Here is a 19,917-nt window from a genome sequence, read left to right on the forward strand (position 1 = left end):
AGTTGGAGGAGTAGTGGCCTCGGAGGAGTTGTGGCCTCAGAGATAGGACCCGCAGTAGGGCCACGCACCGGGGCCCTCGTGCGCGAGGATCCGTTCCGCGATGCGGATCTGCTCCTCGCGACTGGCGTCGGCGGGATTCCCCCTGCCGCCGTACGCCTTCCAGGTGCCCTGGCTGAATTGCAGGCCACCGTAGTAGCCGTTGCCGGTGTCCGCCCCCCAATCCCCGCCCGCCTCGCACTGGACGACGGCATCCCAATCGTGCCAGCCGGCGGCGAGTGCGGTTGGGGCCGGCCCACAGGTCAAGGCCGTGATCCCAACCGCGAGAGCAAGAAAGTGAACAGGTCTTCGAAACGAGTGCTGTCCGATCATGGCGTATCTCCGCCCTGGTAGCCGAACTCGCGGGAAAGACAACCAGCTGATCGTAGCTGAAAATTTGCTATGATTCGATAATTTTATGCTGACCTGGTAATTGTTTGGTTTGCAGGCGGAAGTCGGCTGGGTCGGGCTCGGACAGCATGGACTCCATGGTGGCGCGGTCGAAGGGGAGCAGATCGATGCTGCCGCCCTCGGTGAAGTACCAGGAGTTGCAGCCGGTGTTCCAGACCGTGGGGCCCATGGCCTCGGCGACCTCGGTCTCGAACCGGTCGGCGGCGTCCTCGGTGACCTCGACGGTGTCGAATTCGCCTGCGCTCCAGCGCTGGATCCACCGGGCGATGTAGCGGGCGGTCACCTCGGCGGCGTGGTGCAGCGGAATGGAACCGGTGGGGGAGTGGGGGCCCAGGACCGTGAAGAAATTGGGGAAGCCGGGGATCGCGGTCATCCGGTAGGCACGCGGGCCCTTCGCCCAGGCGTCGTCGATCGAGATGTCGTCGCGGCCGGTCAGATTCATCGGCCGCATGTAGTCGTGGGCGCGGAAGCCGGTGGCGAGGACGATCAGATCGAGCTCGTGGTGGCGGCCGTCGGCGGTGCGGATACCGGTCGGGGTCACCTCCTCGATGGCCGTGGTGATCAGCTCGGCATTGCGGGCGCGCAGCGCGCGATAATAGGTGCCGGACAGCACCTGCCGCTTGCACAGCGGCTCGTAGTCGGGGGTGAGCTGTTCGCGCAGCTCCGGCTGGAGGATTTGCGTGCGCAGGCTCAGCCGGGCGTACTCCTGGACCGCCCGCCGCCGCCAGCTCGGCCGGGTCACCACGTCGGTGAACAGCCTGGCTCCCGTCATACCTGCCCGGTAGAGCGCGCGATTCACCTGTGGCAGCCGGTTCAGCACCGCGCCGACGATCGCGGGCTGCGGGATCTGCATCGGAGCCCAGATCACCCACTGCGGGCTGCGCACGAAGTGCGTGACGTGTTCGGCCTCCGGCTGCAGCGCCGAAACCACCTGCACGCCGGTCGAACCCGTGCCGATGACCGCGATCCGCCGCCCGGCGGTCGCCACGCTGTCGTCCCAGCGCGCGGTGTGCAGCACCTCGCCGGTGAACTCGGACAGGCCGGGAAGATCGGGTACGGCCGGATGATGCAGCACGCCGGTGGCCGCGATGACGAAGTCGGCCTCGTAGCGGCTCCCGTCGCCGGTCTCGACGAGCCACCCGGACCCGGTGAACGCCGCCGCCACCACCTCGGAATTCAGCCGCAGATGCGGCCGCAGCCCGTACTGCTCGGCCACGTCGGCGAGGTACCGCTGGATCTCCGGGCCGGGCGCGAAGATGTGCGACCAGTCCGGCTTCGGCGCGAACCCGAACTGGTACAGCTGGGAGGGCACGTCACAGGTCAGTCCGGGGTAGTGGTTCCAATGCCACACCCCGCCGACATCGGCCCCCTTCTCCAGGATCACGAAGTCGTCGAAACCGTTGCGCTGCAACGTGATCGCACTCGCGATGCCGGACACTCCGGCTCCGATGATCACGATGCGAGGCTGCCGCGCCGCACCCATCCCAACCTCCTTGTTGGATACCCTAGGAACTCAAATACTGACGGTATTTGGAACCATTGGGTATGTCAATCGGCTGGTACGGGGCTGTTGCGCGGTGACTCCCGGCGGGCTGACTGCGGTAGCGCGCGGGCCGGCCGTCGATGGCAGGCCATCGCCGATCGCGCCGGGGCGTCCGATCCTCAGGACTGCTTGATCGAATAGGAGCCGGCGGCGTTCCCGGTCAGCTGCCAGCCGCCCGCCACCTGGGTGAGGGTGAGGTCGGAAACATTGGTGGACCGCACATTCGGGCGCGCGGCGCCGGGGTACCAGGCCTCCACCCGGCCCGTGCCGGAACCGGTGAAACCGGTGGCGCCGACCGTGCTCAGGGTGCCGGGGACCGCGCGCGGGTAGGCGCGGGCCAGCGGCCGGGCGTACCCGGCGGCCTGGCCGAGCGACGCGCCCGACGGGCAGGAGATGCGGTTGAGATTGCCCTGCGGCTGGTTCGTATTGCCGTCGCGCACCGTGTGCGGGTCACCGCACGCCTGCTTCCACGACCACCACGACCCGCCCATGCGATTGGCATCGAGCTGGTCCACGAACCGATCCACCTTGGCCGCATCGGAATTCGGATCCCCGAACCAGCCCCACTCGCCGCTCCACACCGGCGCCCGGTACTTGGCGGCGGCGTCGAGGGCGATCGTGAAGCCCACCTCGATGGTCGGGAAGGCGTTCACGATATTGATGGACTCGCTGTACAGATGCGGCGAGAACACCGCCAGCGGATCGGTGATGTAGTGCGCCGGCGGTGTGGCGTCGATGCCGATGGCTGACCAGATCGCGCTGGGCTCGAAGATGGCCAGGTGCGGCCGGCTGCCGCGCTCGGCCTGCCGGATTGCGGCAATCACCCGCTGGTAGTACCTGCCGAGCTGGTCGGCGGCCGAGAACGGGTCGCGCAGACCGGGATTGGGCTCGTTGAGCAGGTCGTAGCCGGCGATCGCGGGCTCGTCCTTGAACTCGGCGGCCAGCTTCGCCCAGGTGCCGACCAGGTGGCCCTGAATGCCCTGGGTGTCGTCGTAGAAGTTCTGGAATGCGCGGGCCACGGCGGGCGCGGTCTCGCGGACGCCGCCGAAGTTGCAGGTGGTCCAGCCGTCGGTGAGGGTCGCCCACGCGGGCGCGCCGTCCCAGCCGATGCCGGGCTTCATGAACGGCGGGCAGCTCTGCCCCTTGGGTGAGCCGACGGCCTTGCCCCAGGCATCCTGGTGCATGTCCAGCACGGTGTAGAGGCCGTTGGCCTTGGCGTCGTCGACGGCGGTGTGGATGCGGGCCAGGTAGGCCGGGTCGAACGCACCGGGGGTGGGTTCGAGCGCCGACCAGGCCAGGTTCAGCCGCACCACATTGAAGCCGAGCTCCGCCATCTGCGCGAAGTCGGTCCGGTCGAGCGGCGCGACGGCCGGCAGCGCCGGATCGTTCTGCGCGTAGTCGTTGAGCTGATTGACATTCACGCCGCGCAGCAGCACCGTGCGCCCGGTGACATCGGTGATGGTGCCATTGGCGACCGTGAGCTGAGGCAGGGTCCAGCCGCCCGGCTCCGCCGTCGCTTCCTGAGCCGTGAGGCCGGTGAACAACAGCGCCGCCGCGACGGCGGACGCCAGAACTCGGCCTCGTATCAGCATGTCCTACCTCTCCCTGGCGTGAAACCGCGAGGATTTCTCCGGGCGATACCCGGTGCGTGCACGGAAAACCTAGTGGCACAAGGGCTCCGAGGGAAACATCGGGTCCGAACGGATTGACAAGACCGGGTTGTCAATGATGTCCCCCACTGAATGAGACCCGTTGGACTGTTTTCTGATTGGTTTCCGCCGGTTCATCCGGTCCGCGTAGATCTGTCTGCGATCAATTGCGTGTCACGCGTTGTCGCAGATCAGGGCACGGGTGGCAGGCACGAACAGGAGTCTGAGAGTTGTCTGTTTCGTGGCGTCGTAGCGCCGTCGTTGTCGCGCTGAGTGCCGGGCTGCTGGCAAGCCCGTTGCTCGGGAACGTGGTGGATGCCCAGCTGTCGGCGCTGCCGGCGGCGACCGCCAAGCCGAAAACCGATCAGGCGGCGGATGCGCCCCGTCTCGCCAGCGTCGACAATTTCCGCGATGTCGCGGGCACCGGCGCCGGTTACGACGCGCAGGGCAGCCACCACGTCAACAAGGGGGTGTTCTACCGCTCGAACGCGCTGACCCCCAACGATTCCGACCTGGCCACGCTGAACGGGCTGCACCTGAGCGGCGTCTTCGACCTGCGCAGCAGCAGCGAGATCGCCGCCAAGCAGGACCGTGTTCCGGCCGGTGCGACGTACGTGAACATCCCGATTCTCGGCGGGGATCTGTCCAGCGCCGTGGCGCAGCTGAAGTCGCCCGATGACGCCGCCAACTTCATGCGGGACATCAACCGGCTCTTCGTCACCGGCGCGGACGAGCGGGCGGGATTCGCGAATCTGCTCACCCAGCTCGCCGGTCAGGACGGTCCCGCGGTCTTCCACTGCACCGCGGGCAAGGACCGCACCGGCTGGGCCGCCTACCTGCTGCTGAGCCTTGCCGGCGTCGACTCCGGCACCATCATGAACGACTACCTGCTCACCAACCAGTACTCGGCCGCCTCCATCGCCGCCACCCTCGCCCAGATCAAGGCTGCCAAGGGCGACGCGGCCGCCGCCCTCTACCAGCCGCTGCTCGGCGTGGACCGCAGCTATCTGCAGGCCGGAATCGACCAGCTCACCGCGACTTACGGTTCGGTCGACAAGTATCTGAAGGACGGTCTGGGCCTCGAGGGCCAGACCATCGAACAGCTCAAGCACAAGCTGATCCAGTAGCCGCCCGGCGGCGGGCTGTCAGGAGTCGCCGGCGTCCAGGGGATGGAGCCGGCCCCGGGAACGGACGATCGGCAGCTGGTGCTGCATCTGCCAGTTCTCCATGGTCAGCGAGTACAGCCCGCCTCGAACCCGCAGGCGCGATTGCATATCCAGTGGCAGCGTGTACGTCACGGCCCCGGCTTCCCACATGGTCCGGAAGTCGGGGAATCGCTCCAGCCGTTCGTGGTATTCCTGCGCCCACGAGGTGTGGCCGTAGCGCCCCATGAATCCTCGATGGGTGGCGACTCCGATCCCCACCTGGTCATTCCAGTTGATCATGATTTCCCGAGCCTCGTCGGTGAACGACCACTCGAGCATGTACATCCCCGGCCGATGGGTCGGAAAGGTGTCGTAGTAGGCCTGATTCGCCGTGATCAGCCGGCGCTGCGGCGCGTAGAAGGACACGAGATCGGCTGCCGTCTCGGTCATTTCGGTGTCCATGATCGGTGTCACCGCGGTCTCGAACACCTCGAACTCCGGGATCTCCAGGGCCGGGCCGATTCCGGTGATGGACGGATAGGGCGAGGCGTAGCCGGCCAGATCGCAGATATAGCGCCACTCGTCGTCGCTGGCCTGATAGGTCGTCGCCAGCACCCGCAGGATCCCGACGTCGACCTGTCCGACCTCGTCGCGCTCGACCTTGGTCAGGTAGCTGGCGGTGATATGCGCTTCGGCCGCAGCCTTTTCCCGGCTGAACTTGCGTGCCGCGGGAAGCTCGCCGGTCTCGTGCCTGTGCACCTCTTCGCGCTTGCGCAGAAACGTAAGATGCTGCCCCAACGACTGTTTCGTGGGCTCGTTCACCACTCTCGGCGGATCCTCTCTGGGTACTACATGCAACGCGATTGTATATACGGGCCGGGGATGTTCGGTTCGGGTCGCGCCGGACCCGCCCTGATACATTCCGAAACATGGGGTACGAGATCGGCTCTCCGGCAGACAATTTGGCGACCGAGGTCATTGAACTGACCGATAACTTCTTCGATGACCCGCACACGGTGTACGACCAGCTGCGGGGCAGGGGAGCGGTGCATCGGGTCCGCCTGCCGGATTCCGGACTCGGATGGCTGATCACCGATTACGAGGTCGCCAAGTCCGCGTTCACCGATCCCGCCATCAGCAAGGTCCTCAAGTCCCCCGGCGCCAAGGCCACGGTCGCGGCGGAGGGCGGCGACCGGCATCTCGGCGGCAGCATGTTCGCGGACATGATGGTCTTCTACGACCCGCCGGAGCACACCCGCCTGCGCGGCCTGGTCAACCGGGCCTTCAGCGGACGAGCCATGGCCGAGCTGTCGCCGCGGATCAGTGAACTCGCCGACGAGTTGCTCGCCGACTTGGCTTCCGACCGTGGCGAAGTCGTGGATCTGCTGGAACGCTTCGCCGTCCCGCTCGGCATGTCGGTGATCTGCGAACTACTCGGTGTTCCCAGCACGGACCGCGACGCCTTCCAGCGCTGGTCCACCGCGCTGTTGTCCAGCGAGGAAAGCAACGAGGCCCGCGCCACCGCGGTCATGGATTTCGTCCGCTACATCGACCAGCTGATCCGCACCAAGGACGCGACCCCCGGCCGGGACCTGCTCTCCGAACTCATCGCCGCCCGCCAGGACGACGACCGCCTCAGCCACCGCGAACTGATCAGCATGGTCTTCCTGCTCCTGGTCGCCGGCTTCGAAACCACGGTCAACCTCATCGGCAACGGCGTCGCAATCTTCCTGGCCGACAAGAACCTTCATCAGGCCCTCCTCGCCGACCCGGACCGCATCCCCGCCTTCATCGAGGAGGTCCTCCGCTTCGAGGCCCCCGCCACCGAAGCGACCTTCCGCTACACAACCGCCCCCACCACCCTCGGCGGCATCGAAATCCCCCAGGACCAACTCATCCTCATCTCCATGGCTGCCGCCGACCGCGACCCCGCCCAATTCCCCGACCCCCACCGCTTCGACCTCGACCGCTCCCCCAACCACATAGCCTTCGGCCACGGCATCCACCGCTGCGTAGGCGCCCCCTTGGCCCGCACCGAAAGCGCCATAGCCCTCACCCGCCTCCTATCCACCTACCCCAACCTCGACCTCGCCCCCGACGCCGGCCTCCACTGGCGCAAAAGCCTCATCGTCCGAGGCCTCACCGCCCTCCCGGTCCAGCTGCGCTGACGCCCGAGCGCAAACAGCGTTGGACCACCATGGGCACCGAGATCACCGAGGTCGGCGACGCTGGTTGGAGCAATAATCATTGCGATAGCAATGATTAGATTGCGTGACACAGCCCTTGCCGACGCCGTCTCCGAAGGCAGAGGCTCGCGTCCCCTGGCAGTCCTGCAACTGCTCGAAATCGCCGCGTTCAGTTACCTCATCGGCAACGGGGACCTCCACGGCAAGAACCTGTCGATCCGCCGCAATCACGACGGCATCTGGGAGCCCACACCCGCAAGCGAGCCATCGATCGCAGCCTCACCCGCATCACCACCGCCGCCGAACCATGGGCAGACCGAGTCACCACCATCGGATTCGGCGACAAAACCACCCACCGGCTGGCCGCCTTGATCACCACCCGCAGCAACGAACTCCGCCCTGACTGAACCGGAAAGCTTCTGCTCGATCGCCAAAGCGGGGTGCCCGGTCTTCCAACGTGCAGCCGAGATGGTTCCGCCCGAGCCTGCTGATGTGGTCGTGAAAGGTCCTCCAGGGCCGTCTGTTTCGCTAGCGAATTTCCTCACGGTTGTTGGTTCGCTGTTGGGGGACACAGCTGACCTGCTTGGCGCCGCACGCCGGGTCTCGGGAGTAGTTGGGGGCCGGAGTTCCCCTCCGAGCCCGGCCCCCAACGTCAGGCCGCGGTCAATCCGCGGTGGTCATTGAGGCCCCCGGCCTGCGGAGACGGCCTGCATGCGCCGGGCAGATGATTCCTGGCAGACCCACCACAACCGGGTTGCTGCAGGCACCTTGCCGTTGCGTGATCGGCTGCGCCGACGACTCGGTCTGCACAGCAGAGAGCAGAGCGGGCGCGGGCAGCTGGCGATGCACGGTGGAGATTTCGACGAATTCGACCCGGCGAACCCGATGAGCGATGACCGGCGAATCACGGAGGCGTGGCAATGTCAGCCGTGAACCGTGTTGTGCGCTGGTGCGGTCTTGGATGCTCATTCGTCGTCTCACCTGCTGGTCGTATTGCGCAGCTCAGCAGGACAAACGGGTACATGGATACGCCGTGCCGTGCGCGAGCTTCTTACGTCCAGCTAGGGGAATGAGCCGCCCAGCTTGGCAACAAGCAAATCATGAGGGTAAGGGCTCACGCAACCGACGTGCGGAGGAACTCGGCGCGTGAGCCCGATCGCACTCGGGATGGCAAACAGGGGGCTGGCGTGTTTGAGTGGCACGCATGGAATCGTCACAGTGCCGCGCTGCCTTTGGATGCGCTGCCGCATCCGCCGGGTCGGCTTCCGATCCTCGGCGATGTGGCCAGTGTGGACCGCCACCGCCCGACGCAGCACGAGCTGAAGCTTGCGCAGGGCGGGCTGGGCCCGATCTTCCAGCGCAAGCTGCTCGGCACGCAGTTGATCATCGTGACCGGGGGCCGGCTGGCGGCCCAGTGCAACGACGAAACATCCTGGGGTCGTGTGCTTCTCGGGCCGCTGGCGAAGATCCGGCCGGTCGCCCCGCACGGCATGTTCACGGCCAGCTCGAAAGATCCACTCTGGGGGCAGGCCCGTCGCATCCTCACGCCGGGGTTCACTCAAGCCGCCATGCGCACCTACCATGATGCGATGGCCTCGGTGGCCGATGACCTGGTGACCGAATGGGCCTCGGCCGGCGGGGCCGGTGTGGCTGTTCATTCGGCGATGACCCGCGCCACCCTCGAAGTGATCGCGCGAGCCGGGTTCGGCCGCGACCTGGGGCTTTTCGGCCCCGCAGGGCAGGGTAGCGATTCGCACCGGTTCGTGCAGGAGCTGGGCCGCACGCTGCAGTGGGCCTCGGAATCCACCAACGACCTGCCCATTATCGGCGACGTGCGGGCCGCGCTGCGAGCCCCCGGCGTGCGGCGTGACATTGCCTCCCTGCAGCGCTACGTCGACGAACTGATCGCCGACCGGCAGCGCGAAAACACAAGCGACGCATCCGATCTGCTCGGGCTGATGCTGACAGCCACGGACCCGGAGACCGGGGTGCGGCTGCCCGCGGACAACATCAGGGACCAGACACTCACGTTCTTGATCGCCGGGCACGAAACAACCGCCGCCCTGTTGGAAGTCGCGCTGTACTACCTGGCGCGGAACCTGGACTACCAAGACCGCGTGCGCGCCGAGATGCCCGCGCAGACAACCGATCTGGGCTACGACGACGTGGTGAAGATGCGATTCACACGTCAGTTCCTCAACGAATGTCTCCGACTATGGCCGCCCGCGCCGGGCTACTTCCGGATCGCGCGCACCGACCAGAACCTCGGCGGCTATCGGATCCCGGCGGGGCGGGCAGTGTTCGTGCTTGCGCTGGCCGCACAGCGCGACTCCGATGTGTGGGGTCCAGGCGCCGCGGACTTCGACCCGGACCGCTTCGATTCCGCCGCGTTGCGCACCTTCCCTGACCGGTTCTTCCAGCCGTGGGGCACGGGCCCGCGCTCGTGTATCGGCCGGGCGTTCGCGCTGCACGAGGCAACGCTGATGCTGGGCCGGCTGGTACACGCCTTCGACCTGGCCACGACCTCCGCCGCGCCCCTGACTCTGCGCGAGCGCGGAACCTTGCGCCCTGACCCGTTCGAATTGACCGCCCGCGGCCGCTCAGTGGCCGCCACCAAGAGGTAGCGCTCTCGATGTCGTGGTTTCTCATCGAGGCCCTGGGGCCTCTGGACACCCCCGCAACCATCGTCGCCAAGGACGGCGAACGCCGCGATTGGGTGTCGCTGCGGTCGCTGCAGCGCAACGAAGGTGTCGATGTCACCGACACCATCGACTGGGTGCGCCGGTCCGGATCGGTCTTCGATCAGGTGGTCTCCGGCCGCGGTGGTCACAGCCGCGTCCAAGCCCTGCCCATCCTCGGCCCCGACGACGAGGTGTATGCCGTCCACCTGTGGGTCGGGGCGCCGGACGAACCCATTCCCGCTCATCGCCCTGCCGCCGGAATCGCATGGTACGCCGGGGATCTGCAAGTTCAGCAGCGCCTCGAGTCATGGATGATGTCCACAGATGATGCCGATGGATTCAAACGGGTTCGCTCGCCCGGTGAATTCTTCCGCAAGGTCGTGAAATTCGATGACGCCACCGCCTTGATAGCACTGGGTACCAACCCCCAACCCGGTGCGCAATTCAGCCAGCACATCGTGGTTCTGCACGACAATGGACGCCTGATGAACTGGCAGACGTTCGCGGTCGGCCGAACCGATTTGGAGCGGCACGGCCTGCGTGGGCTGACACACGATGTCTCCGACGTGGATCCGGTTTCTCTGAGCCCGCACGAAGCGCTCGGCCTGACCGATGAACCCGGGCCGGATGCACCCGCCGCCGCCCTGATCGCGTTCCCGCCCAACGGTGCCCCGCTCATCGCGCAATGGATCGGGCACGTACCCACCTGGATCGACTGGCAACGCGAGGGCGACGCCGAATTGATTCACCGTGACGACTGGGACGCGATCGCGAAAACCGCGGTCATGCTGCAGCCCGGACTGCTCGACTCCAAAACTGTCACCCCCGCGCGGATCCGCGCCCACACCCCCAGCGGCTGGCAACCGGTGACGATCACCTCCCGCCGCTTCACCGGGGAGGTCGGCAGCCGCCTGCACATCGTCAGGATCGCCCGCGCCGACTAGCGTATGAGCCAGCCGGTATCAGCGATCCGGGCACCCGGACAAGCCCAGGCGCAGGTAGCGTGCGTATGCCGCGCCAGCTTGCATATTGGTTCACCAACGTCTCCGAGTGGCAACTTTGTATCAAGCTTGGTTGCCTCGATGCATTCGCGAAAGATCCTCCGGGGCGGTCGGTTTCGCTGGTGAGCTTCCTCACGGTTACCGGTTCGTTGTTGGGGGACACAGATTTACAGCCGGTCATCCGGATGCCATCCGGGTGTCACCGTGGTGGCACGGTTGATGGTCGAGACTGTTCTTGCACTCGGTGCCGGTCGACGAGCCTCCAATCGCCCGGTGTCCGCACTCGACGCGAATCCTCCGTTCATGCCTCGCGTCGGCCACGGGAACCCGCGGACACCCTGGCACCGAGTGCACCCCTCGTCGTGCGCCCGGAGGTTTGGATGTTCGAATCGTGCTGTTCCCCTTACGAATCGGCCCATGTGCTGAGAGCGCGCTATGGACTTCCGGTGGAGATGTACGCCGACCGCCCGCTGCTCACCGTCGGCGCCGCGGTCGAGGCACTGGCGCTGCCCGAATCACTGGGCGACCGGGTCCGCCTGCGGTTGTCCTGGCTGCCGTCCACACCGGTGGTCGCCGACCCGCGCGACCGCTTCTGGACCTTCCTGGTCGCCCCGCCCCTCCCGTATCACCCCGTACCCCAGCGACTTCGAAGCTTCTTGCAGGAGAACGGCGTAACCATGCCGGACCGCGGCAGCCACATCATGCTGCCGACCTCCGACCACGAGCCGGGCTGGCACTGGGCGAACGAGCCGGAGCCGGGCCGGCTCGGATTGCCGCACCGCGCAGTGGTGCTGGCCGCCATCCGGCTGTCGATCCTCCAGGGCCCGGATCGCGTCCCGGCCTGAACGCCGGGCACAGCGGGCAGGGGGAGTCGTCCGAGTTGTCAATCGGTTTCGGTGGTTTCACGGCCGGAAGGAAAGCCGTTGGCCCGCACCGGATCATCGGCGCGGGCCAACGGGTCGTCTGCCTGCCGCAGCGGGCGGGTGCGTGGTTACCTGAGCTTGCGGCAGTACAGGGCGTCCGGATGCCCGTAGCGGGCGTTGGCCCAGGAGAAGGCGATGCCGGCGGCGTACTCGTCCGCGTTGCACTGCCCCTTGTAGTAGCCGTTCGCGTAGTCGCCGCCTTCGCCCGAGGCCGGTCGATTGTCACCGCGGTCATCCCATACAGTGCGGCCGGCACCCGCCAGCGGAATGCGGCCGGGGGCGCAGAGGATGGCCGAGGTGCCGTCACCGCGCACGCTGTAGCCGATCATGAATTGTCCTTCGGCGCACTGATATTTGGTGAAGCCATTGGCCCAGTCGGTTGTCACCTTCTCCGCGGCGACCTTGGTCGCCGACGTATTGGCCTGCCACAGACTGCCCTCGGTGGCGTCGGTGCACAGGCCGCCCTGCCCGCGTGAACTGATCCCGATCAGGCGCTGGTCGTCGGGGCAGACGAGCTTGTGCGCGCCCGGATCCCAATCGTTCGCGGCCCGCAGCGACGCGTTGTGGTCGTCGTGGATGGCATTGAGCATGGACCAGGCTCGCACCGGAGCGACCTGGCCGGCTTTGCCATCGGCCGCCAGCAGCCGTCGCAGGTGCGCGCCCCGCCAGTCGTCGGCGTCCATCACGCTGCGCTTGCTGCCGTCGGTGTCGTAACGCAGCAGACCCCAGGCGTTGCCCTTGTCCTGATGCTGGAAGCCGACGATCGGCCAGTAGGCGAAGTCGAGGTCCCGATTGATCAGATAGTCGACCATGTTCGGGAACCACGCTTTGTCGAGGCCCTCGGCGTCCTTGCCGATCCCGAACTCGCTTACCCACACCGGCGCGGTGAAATGCTGGTCGGGCGTGGTGGCCACGTACCCCGCGAGCTCGTCCATGGATTTGAACAGGTCGTCCCGGGACATGTCCCGGAACCGAGGATCATGGGTCTCGCCCCCGCTCAGGCCGGTCCCGCCGGTGTTGGCCGGGCCGATATAGCTGTAGAAGTGGACCGAGTAGACCAGCTTGTGTGACCGGACCAGCGTCTGCGACAACGACTTCAGATCACGCAGCATCGGTCGCTGGTGCCAGGTCAGATCGGTCGGGATGCCGGACCAGTTGATGCCCTCGATCATGATGAGCAGATTCGGGTTGGCGTCCTTCAGGATCCGATCGCCCGCCCGGTGCGCGGCCGCCTCCCAGTCGTGGCTGTCGCCCAAACCCCAGTTGGGGTTGTCCCAGGTGTCGCGCCGTACCTCATTGCGCAGATCGGCCCCGATCACCCCCGGATCACCTTTGTACCGGGCGGCCATGAATGCCCAGTCGTTCACCCAGGTGTCGGTGTCCTGCCCGGAATTCCAGCGTTCGTTGCCATCGACGGCACAGCACCACCGGGTGGTCGTGGTGTGATTGTTGAGGATGACGCCGAGCCCGGCGCCGGTGAGTGCGGCGACCGCCTTGTCGTATACCTCCAGCGGCTTCAGCCCGTTGAGCGCCGGATTCGCGGTCAGACCTGTCACCGGCCGGTCGTCGGTGATCATCTGATTGGAGAACGGCAGCCGAATGCTGTTCAGCCCCAGGTCCTTGAAGTCCTGGACGATCTTGTCGAGCGGGACGCGGTCGAGTCCGAGCGGTGCGCGATGCCCGATTTCCTGGGCGAAGTTGTTCGCCGGATCCTCGTCGTCGCCGCTACCGGTCCAGGTACCGCTGGACCCGTGCCAGTTGCCCGACTTCAGCTTCACCCGATTCCCGGCCTCGTCGACGATATACCGGCCACGTGTACTCAGCGGACCCTTCAACCCGGTGGGTGCGGCCTGTGCCGCCGGCTCGAGATGAACCGCGGGGGCCAGCAGCAGTCCCGCGGCCAGCAGCAGAATGGTGAAGGCCCTCATCTTTCCTTCCGGGCAGTCTTCGAAGAGCCGAGGGACAGGCTCCGGCCCGGGTCACAGTCCGGTACGGAACCCGCCCCCGCGAGCAGTTCGCTCGCATCGAAGACGTTAGGAGGCAAAGTATCCGAAGAGAAATCAGTATTTCGAGTCCATTCACAACATCGAGTTGTGATTCTCCTGGGATCGACTGGCATCGCCTGGGGAAGGCTGCGGCGAATCGTTGTTCATCACGACCGGATTCGGCCGAATTCTCCGCGAGCGCAGCGTGACGTCCATCTCGTGCCCCAGCTGCTCGATCTGTGTGCTCAGACCCTGCTGCGACACGTGGAGCCGCTGCGCGGCCCGGGTGAAACTCAATTCCTCCGCGACTGCCATGAAGTACTGCAACTGCCGAGTATGGACTTCCATGGGGCGCAGTCCAGGCTGGTCAGACGTCTGAAATAAGACGTTTCCGCAGTCCGTCGCTCGGCCCTCCCCGCCGACCGAGGGCAGACGGCGCGATCGGCTCGACCCTTGTTTCCCGAGTGGCGGGCGCGCCCGTAGCGCAATCCGTCCCATAGGGTGCTGCTGATGGGTAGGAGCACCTGAGAGACATTTCTCTGTTCGTCATTGTTTCGAATTTCTGGTGGGTATCGGTTTGTGTCGCCGCGAGCTCAGTTTAAGGAAACCAATGCGAATCCTGCTTCTCGCAAGCGCATTCAACAGCCTCACGCAGCGTATTCACGCGGAATTGCGGCAGCGCGGGCACCGCGTGGGGGTCGAGTTGGCGCTCGGTGGCGACGAGTCACTACGGGCGGGTATAGCGCGGTTCCGGCCCGAGCTGATCCTTGCGCCGATGCTGACAGTCGCTGTGCCAGAGGATATTTGGTCGGAGAACACAGTGCTGATCGTGCACCCGGGCCCGAAGGGCGATCGAGGTCCGTCGGCGCTGGACTGGGCGATCAGTTCCGGCGCCACCGAGTGGGGCGTGACCGTTCTGCAGGCCGTCGCGGAATTGGACGCGGGTCCGATCTGGGCCTCGGAATCGTTTGTGATGCGGCCCTGCGGGAAAAGTGAGTTGTACCGTACCGAGGTCGCCGATGCCGCGATGTGTGCGGTATTGCGGGCGGTTGACCAATTCGAGCAGGGAGACTTCGAGCCCGAGCCCCTCGACTACGACCGTCCCGATGTCCACGGACGGCAGCGGCCATATCACGCGCAGGAGTTCCGACGTATCGATTGGTCCAGCGACAGCACGGCAGTGGTGCTCCGCAAGCTGCGCGCGGCCGACTCTCAACCCGGCGTGCTGGACGAGCTGTACGGACGCCAGTACTTCGTACACGGCGGGCATCGCGAGGATCGACTACGCGGGGCGCCGGGCGCCGTTCTCGCTACCCGGGATGGCGCGATCTGCCGAGCCACCGTGGACGGCGCGGTCTGGCTACCGCAGCTGCGCAGCCGCCGGATACCCGGCGGCCCAGCGACTTTCAAACTGCCCGCCACCGCGGTGATAGACCGCGAGCTCCTGGCCGGAGTGCCGGACCTTCCCATTTCGGCAGCCGAGGCCGCAACCCGCGACACCTGGTCCGAGCTGCGGTACTACGAACTCGGGACCGTCGGCCATCTCGAATTCTCTTTTGCCGCTGGAGCAATGAGCACAGACCAGTGCCGACGGCTACTCGACGCGTATCGGCAGGCGTGTGCTCGACCGACAACCGTGCTCGTGCTGGGGCCGGCGCGCGACTTCTTCTCCAACGGCATCCACCTCAACGTGATCGAAGCCGCCGCGGACCCCGCCGACGAGTCCTGGCGCAATATCAACGCCGTCGACGACCTGATCGAGGCGATTCTCACGACCACGGACAAATTGGTGATCTCGGCGCTGGCCGGGAACGCGGCTGCGGGTGGAGTGATGCTGGCGCTGGCCGCTGACGAGGTCTGGTGCCGGGAGTCCGCCGTGCTCAACCCGCATTACCGGCTGATGGGTTTGTACGGGTCCGAGTACTGGACCTACACGTTGCCACGCCGGGTCGGTACACGGCAGGCCGATCGCCTGATGCGGGAAGCACTGCCGGTAGGTGCACGCTCCGCCGAGGCTCTCGGCCTGGTGGACCGCGTCGTCGCAGGAGATGTCGGAGAGTTTCGTGCCTGGGTGAGGCGCGAGGCCGCCACATTGTCGGCGGCCCTGTCCGCCACAGCGGGTCGACTACTCGAGAAGAAGCTCTGCCGCGCAGTGGACGAGGCGGCAAAACCCTTGGCGGCGTATCGATCCGAGGAACTCGACCGCATGCGTCAGCACTTCTACGGCGCGGGCGAGCCCTATCACCGGCTTCGCCACGACTTCGTGACGAACGCTCGCCCCTCGGCCACACCCGCCCACATTCTCGGACAACTCGTGCAAACGGAGCAGACCTGATGGTTATCGATCAATTCGGGGTGCACACCAGGCGCACCTGGTCGCCGAGCCGACCGGCGTCAAACCGCTGAACTTGCTGTTGTTGCGGCAAGCGTGATCAGCCGTCTCCCAACGTCATACCGCAACGTCGGTACGGAGGGGTTTGTCGAGCTATCGGCATTTCCGTTTCAGTAGCGAGCGTGGAGGCGAGTGGGTCATCCGTCGCCGTGAGGGGGAAGGAGCCGGGCGGCTGCGAGATGGCTTGGCGGGAAGCAGGATTCGATCTCCGGCGAACACGCTGACGCTGCCCGTCAGCTGATCACCATACTGAGATCCTGAGGTTGGGGGTGTGCGGTGCCGGTGGCGGCGCGGACGACGGGGGCGAGCAGGCGCGGGAGGACGAACTGGTCGCGGGGTAGGTGTCGTGCGTCGGGGAGCCAGTTGTGTACGAGTCCGACGGCGAGGCCGCTGTCGGGGTCGGCCCAGCCGCCGGAGCCGGCGAGCCCGCCGTGTCCGAAGCCTCGTGGGGCGCCCGGGGCGGGGATGGAGTGGTAGCCGAGTCGCCAGCCCATGGGGAGCAGCAGGTTTCGGTCCGGGAGCCAGGTCTGTACGCGCGATATCTGCTGCACTCGTGATCGTGACAGCAGGGGGGTGTCGGTGACGAGCGTGTTGTAGACGGAGGCGACGGCGCGGGCGGTGAATACTCCGTTGGCGGCGGGCATTTCGCCGGTCAGGATGGCTGGGGCGGTTCCGGAGGTGAGCTGTTCGATGCCGTGGGTGTAGATGGCTCGGACGAATCCGGTGCCCGGGAGGGGGATTCGTCCGGCGATCCGCAGGAGGTGGGCGGCGCCGGGGATGCCGAACGGGACGCGTGACCCGTGCGAGGTGGCGACGGTGGTGTTCGCCGATGATGCTGGGGTGCCGAGGTGGAGGCCGTCGAGGCCCAGGGGTTCGGCGAGTTCGGTGCGGTAGAGCTCGCTCATGCCCTTACCGGTGACCGCGCGGGCGATTCCGGCGGCCAGCCAGCCGAAGGAGATCGCGTGGTATGCGGGTATGCCGCGCCATCGGTCCGGTGCAGCGGCGGCGATCCGCTCTTCCATCAGGTGGTGGTCGACCAGCTCGTCGAGGTTCTTGGCCAGCGGGGTGACGTGGGAGAGTCCGGCGCGGTGGCTGAGGACTTCGGCGATGGTGATCTTCTTCTTGCCGTTGGCGCCGAAGGCGGGCCAGTACTCGGCGACCGGTGCGTGGTAGTCGATCAGTCCGCGTTCGGCCAGCCGGTGCACCACTGTGGCGGTGATGCCTTTGGAGGTCGAGTACGACAGTGCGGCGGTGTTGTGTTGCCAGGCGACGCCGCGGTCCGGGTCGGCGGTGCCGGTCCAGACATCGATGACAGGGCGGCCGCGGTGGTAGACCGCCAGTGCGCCGCCGCCGCGGCCGGTGGAGAACAGCCGCGCGAATGCGGTGATCGCATCGGCATAGCGGGGTGCCCAGGTGCCGTGCACGACGGTGCCGGACGCCTGGGAGTGATCGTGTCGGGAAGGGAGCGGATCGGGCACGTCGTTGTGTCCTTACTTGTTGCCGAATGTCTTTGCAGCACAGAGGAATCGAAACTGTGGCGCTAGCAGGAGACGTAGGAAGCCGAGGAGTCGGGGTAGGCGCGCCATGCCCATGACAGTGAGTCGAGCAGGTTGCGTTTGAGTGTGCGCGCATCGCGGGTGTCGCTGGGGCGTTGGACGAGGGCCTCGCGGATCATCTGCACGAACCGCCAGCGGGTGACGCCGAAGGCGACGAGCAGCTCGCCGGCGCTGGCGCCGCCGGAGGGGGCCTGTCGGATCGCGTACTCGACCACCGATCTGGCGGCCGTGTCGAGTGATCGGTTGGCTGCCAGGAAATCGCAGTGTGTCATCGACGAACGAACCCATCCCGGGTCGTGGTTGGTGTGTGCCGCGGGGGACGTCGTCGGCTGGGGGTTGTTCGGGTCGTCCGCGGGTGGGGTGCTGGCGTGGGGGGTCTGTGGGGTGGTGGTGTCGATGGTGAAGACCGGGAATCGGTCCTCGGGTGGGTCGGGTTCGTAGCGGACGCGGATCGGCTGGTCCGAGGGTGGTGGGAGTTCGCCGTAGATGGTGGAGTAGATCCAGGGGCCGTCGTCGAGTTCGACGATGGCGACCGTGGACTGTTCCCAGGTGCCGGTGTTGGAGGGGTGGTGGGCCACTTTCCACGACACGATCGACCCGGTGCCGGTGGAGGGTACCCAGTCCAGGGTGGTGGCTCGGCAGGATGAGCAGGCGTTGGTCATTGGTGCGACCAATGTTGCGCAGTCGGTGCAACGCCGGATCATCAGGGTCGCGCTGTCGTGGCGCCCGGTGGGGTCGTTGAGGTGTCGGGGGTTTTCCGGCTTGTGGTCGAACATCGCAATCCTCGCCAGTTCTTGCCTGCGCTGTCACTGACGAGCCTGCATTGCGGGCGCCCTTGCCCGCGACGGCAGAACTACCCACGACATACCTATTTTTGCGACCCCCGCCCAGTAGAGGCACCGGTAGACAAGGGCCGGAAGGCACAAATCCGTCCGACACGACGCGGCGCGTCTGCAGGATTGGAACCGCAGGCATTCACCTGCTGGAACGGCCCGCTACGTGCATGGCCGGCCAGCGGCTGGGATGTGGCCGGACTGGGCGCGGGCGAGTTCGACCGGGCATGCGCGAGCTGGGCTGGAGTTTCGCCCCGCACAGCGTGCCCGGCGGGGCGACTCGTCTGGATGGCGTGCGGTCAGCGCCTGACCGCAGACGGTACCGAGGCGACCTCGCGAATAGTGAATTACACGTAGGTTGCGGTGCCGATCGCTCGAATGCGGTCAGGGAGGCCCGCAGGTGTCGCGGCTCGGCCCAGTCGGGCGCGGCGGTGGACAGGTCGCCTCGCTGCGGCGGGTTCGTCCGGCCGTCCAGGCCCACGTCGCACAGGTGTAGCTCGATCATGCGCTCGGCGCTGGTCGGCAGGCGGGTACTGAGATGGTTGAGCAAGGCTGTTCGCGGAAAGACGGTGAAGGCTGTCCAGGGTCGGAGTTGTCGGCCATGACGGACCCGGCGCGGCGGACGATCTCCGAGCGATGCCGCCGGGTGAAGGGGGGTTTGACCCGACGGCATCGACATCATCGGCAGCCGACAGCATTCGAGCTGCAACTGGCCACCATCTCGTGGGTCGACACCGCTTGGGGGTATGCAGGTCGGCCCGGACCGAACCCTACGGGTGCCCCCTGTGTTGTGCAAATTAGCCAAGATGATTGAAATCCGCTGGCCCACAACGTGGCACAGCATCTGCTCGATGCAGCGTCGGCAACGATCGAGCCGCCGCCGCAGTACAGCATCGAAATCGTCGAGCGCCCGTCGAGAGTGACAAAGCTGTGCACATTCGAAACCAGGGGCCGCCCTGTCACAAGATCACGTACCACGCGGTTCGTAAGTGTCGCCTGCATGTCCGCCTGTGATTGAGTGATGGAGTGGGAGACGAACTTTCAGCCTTCGGCAGTCGTCGCGACGCTGGTGCGAGTCGTAAGCGCCCCGTGAGCCTGGGCGGCCGCATTGACAATCTCGGCACCTATCGATTCCTATGCCCTACGGCTGGTTGCCGGTGGTTTCGCGACGAGAACACCACCCAGAGCAATCCGCATTGGCGGGAGCTGGTCGAGGCCGCGATCGACGACCACCTCGCGGCCAGGCATCCTCATTGGATCCATCCGGAATACAACTAGATCGAGATCGAACACGTTGATGCGCAGACCCGTCGTATGTCGAGCAACGTGATCTTTACCAGGCGAGAAGTGGTGTATTGCACAGCATTTCGGCTCGCCATTGGCCGGAGCAACATGGGTCCTGGATCTCGCGAAATGTGAACGTGACTAGGGTGGGCACGGTGACCTTCAATCCAGATTTGTGGAATGTCGTCCCGGGATTCGAGAACCTCACCGACATCACGTACCACCGGCACATCGAGCAGGGCACGGTGCGGATCGCCTTCGATCGCCCCGAGGTACGCAATGCCTTCCGCCC

General features: G+C 66.2%; 16 protein-coding genes and 1 pseudogene. 8 read left to right on the plus strand and 9 right to left on the minus strand.

Translation table 11 applies throughout. The annotated features are described in order from the left end of the window. Nucleotides 1-36 precede the first annotated feature (36 nt). From ACWEQQ_RS24520 to ACWEQQ_RS24530, 3 genes are all read right to left on the minus strand, one after another. Nucleotides 37-369: a transglycosylase family protein gene (locus tag ACWEQQ_RS24520; RefSeq protein WP_452342958.1), complete on the minus strand. Its 333-nt coding sequence runs from the start codon at nt 367-369 to the stop codon at nt 37-39. A gap of 67 nt (nt 370-436) precedes the next feature. Then, a complete protein-coding gene (locus ACWEQQ_RS24525) occupies nt 437-1,930 on the minus strand; it encodes a flavin-containing monooxygenase (protein WP_452349831.1) in 1,494 nt (497 codons plus the stop codon). Between the two features lie 179 nt (nt 1,931-2,109). After that, on the minus strand, nt 2,110-3,582 hold the full coding sequence (locus tag ACWEQQ_RS24530; RefSeq protein ID WP_452342960.1) for a glycoside hydrolase family 5 protein: 1,473 nt from the start codon (nt 3,580-3,582) through the stop codon (nt 2,110-2,112). Nucleotides 3,583-3,869: 287 nt separating this feature from the next. On the opposite strand from ACWEQQ_RS24530, the gene ACWEQQ_RS24535 reads away from it, so the two are divergent. Continuing rightward, nucleotides 3,870-4,766 (plus strand): tyrosine-protein phosphatase, encoded by an 897-nt coding sequence (locus tag ACWEQQ_RS24535; RefSeq protein ID WP_452349832.1) that lies wholly within the window; start codon nt 3,870-3,872, stop codon nt 4,764-4,766. Nucleotides 4,767-4,784: 18 nt separating this feature from the next. Here ACWEQQ_RS24535 and ACWEQQ_RS24540 read toward each other — a convergent pair whose 3' ends face one another. Then, nucleotides 4,785-5,606 (minus strand): MmyB family transcriptional regulator, encoded by an 822-nt coding sequence (locus ACWEQQ_RS24540; RefSeq protein WP_452342962.1) that lies wholly within the window; start codon nt 5,604-5,606, stop codon nt 4,785-4,787. A 107-nt stretch (nt 5,607-5,713) separates the two neighbouring features. Here ACWEQQ_RS24540 and ACWEQQ_RS24545 point away from each other — a divergent pair, with 107 nt between their 5' ends. Next, entirely contained in the window at nt 5,714-6,952 is a 1,239-nt protein-coding gene (locus tag ACWEQQ_RS24545; RefSeq protein WP_452342963.1) for a cytochrome P450 family protein, read from the plus strand. A 245-nt stretch (nt 6,953-7,197) separates the two neighbouring features. On the opposite strand, the gene ACWEQQ_RS24550 is transcribed toward ACWEQQ_RS24545, so the two are convergent. Next, the gene (locus ACWEQQ_RS24550) at nt 7,198-7,404 is read right to left on the minus strand and encodes a hypothetical protein (protein ID WP_452342964.1); all 207 of its coding nucleotides are present in this window, start codon (nt 7,402-7,404) and stop codon (nt 7,198-7,200) included. Nucleotides 7,405-8,157: 753 nt separating this feature from the next. Between ACWEQQ_RS24550 and ACWEQQ_RS24555 the strand changes: the two genes are divergently transcribed. From ACWEQQ_RS24555 to ACWEQQ_RS24565, 3 genes are all read left to right on the plus strand, one after another. Next, nucleotides 8,158-9,594, plus strand: a complete 1,437-nt coding sequence (locus ACWEQQ_RS24555; RefSeq protein ID WP_452349833.1) for a cytochrome P450 — start codon at nt 8,158-8,160, stop codon at nt 9,592-9,594. 8 nt (nt 9,595-9,602) lie between these two features. Further along, nucleotides 9,603-10,595, plus strand: coding sequence for a GAF domain-containing protein (locus ACWEQQ_RS24560; RefSeq protein ID WP_452349834.1), 993 nt, complete (start codon nt 9,603-9,605; stop codon nt 10,593-10,595). 503 nt (nt 10,596-11,098) lie between these two features. Continuing rightward, entirely contained in the window at nt 11,099-11,497 is a 399-nt protein-coding gene (locus ACWEQQ_RS24565; RefSeq protein ID WP_452349835.1) for a hypothetical protein, read from the plus strand. A 146-nt stretch (nt 11,498-11,643) separates the two neighbouring features. On the opposite strand, the gene ACWEQQ_RS24570 is transcribed toward ACWEQQ_RS24565, so the two are convergent. Together ACWEQQ_RS24570 and ACWEQQ_RS24575 are read right to left on the minus strand one after the other, a co-directional pair. Then, nucleotides 11,644-13,503, minus strand: coding sequence for a glycoside hydrolase family 5 protein (locus tag ACWEQQ_RS24570; RefSeq protein ID WP_452342968.1), 1,860 nt, complete (start codon nt 13,501-13,503; stop codon nt 11,644-11,646). Between the two features lie 150 nt (nt 13,504-13,653). Then, complete coding sequence (locus ACWEQQ_RS24575) at nt 13,654-13,908, minus strand: helix-turn-helix domain-containing protein (RefSeq protein WP_452349836.1); 255 nt, start codon at nt 13,906-13,908, stop codon at nt 13,654-13,656. Nucleotides 13,909-14,125: 217 nt separating this feature from the next. Between ACWEQQ_RS24575 and ACWEQQ_RS24580 the strand changes: the two genes are divergently transcribed. Further along, a complete protein-coding gene (locus tag ACWEQQ_RS24580; protein WP_452349837.1) occupies nt 14,126-15,895 on the plus strand; it encodes a hydrogenase maturation protein in 1,770 nt (589 codons plus the stop codon). A gap of 290 nt (nt 15,896-16,185) precedes the next feature. Here ACWEQQ_RS24580 and ACWEQQ_RS24585 read toward each other — a convergent pair whose 3' ends face one another. Then, nucleotides 16,186-17,430 carry a serine hydrolase domain-containing protein gene (locus ACWEQQ_RS24585; RefSeq protein WP_452349838.1) on the minus strand — a complete coding sequence of 415 codons (1,245 nt, stop codon included), beginning with the start codon at nt 17,428-17,430 and terminating at the stop codon, nt 16,186-16,188. Nucleotides 17,431-17,492: 62 nt separating this feature from the next. Beyond that, nucleotides 17,493-18,284, minus strand: coding sequence for a Zn-ribbon domain-containing OB-fold protein (locus ACWEQQ_RS24590; RefSeq protein WP_452349839.1), 792 nt, complete (start codon nt 18,282-18,284; stop codon nt 17,493-17,495). Between the two features lie 1,083 nt (nt 18,285-19,367). On the opposite strand from ACWEQQ_RS24590, the gene ACWEQQ_RS24595 reads away from it, so the two are divergent. Further along, nucleotides 19,368-19,619, plus strand: coding sequence for a hypothetical protein (locus ACWEQQ_RS24595; protein WP_452349840.1), 252 nt, complete (start codon nt 19,368-19,370; stop codon nt 19,617-19,619). 161 nt (nt 19,620-19,780) lie between these two features. Continuing rightward, nucleotides 19,781-19,917 (plus strand): annotated as a pseudogene (locus tag ACWEQQ_RS24600) (1,4-dihydroxy-2-naphthoyl-CoA synthase); the annotation flags it as partial.

Source organism: Nocardia sp. NPDC004123 (assembly GCF_053603795.1).

Excerpts from the sequence above, each read along its gene's own strand:
- ACWEQQ_RS24545 (WP_452342963.1), top strand. The coding sequence starts at position 5,714 with ATGGGGTACGAGATCGGCTCTCCGGCAGACAATTTGGCGACCGAGGTC.
- ACWEQQ_RS24590 (WP_452349839.1), bottom strand. The coding sequence starts at position 18,284 with ATGTTCGACCACAAGCCGGAAAACCCCCGACACCTCAACGACCCCACC.
- ACWEQQ_RS24530 (WP_452342960.1), bottom strand. The coding sequence starts at position 3,582 with ATGCTGATACGAGGCCGAGTTCTGGCGTCCGCCGTCGCGGCGGCGCTG.
- ACWEQQ_RS24560 (WP_452349834.1), top strand. The coding sequence starts at position 9,603 with ATGTCGTGGTTTCTCATCGAGGCCCTGGGGCCTCTGGACACCCCCGCA.
- ACWEQQ_RS24525 (WP_452349831.1), bottom strand. The coding sequence starts at position 1,930 with ATGGGTGCGGCGCGGCAGCCTCGCATCGTGATCATCGGAGCCGGAGTG.
- ACWEQQ_RS24575 (WP_452349836.1), bottom strand. The coding sequence starts at position 13,908 with ATGGAAGTCCATACTCGGCAGTTGCAGTACTTCATGGCAGTCGCGGAG.
- ACWEQQ_RS24520 (WP_452342958.1), bottom strand. The coding sequence starts at position 369 with ATGATCGGACAGCACTCGTTTCGAAGACCTGTTCACTTTCTTGCTCTC.
- ACWEQQ_RS24570 (WP_452342968.1), bottom strand. The coding sequence starts at position 13,503 with ATGAGGGCCTTCACCATTCTGCTGCTGGCCGCGGGACTGCTGCTGGCC.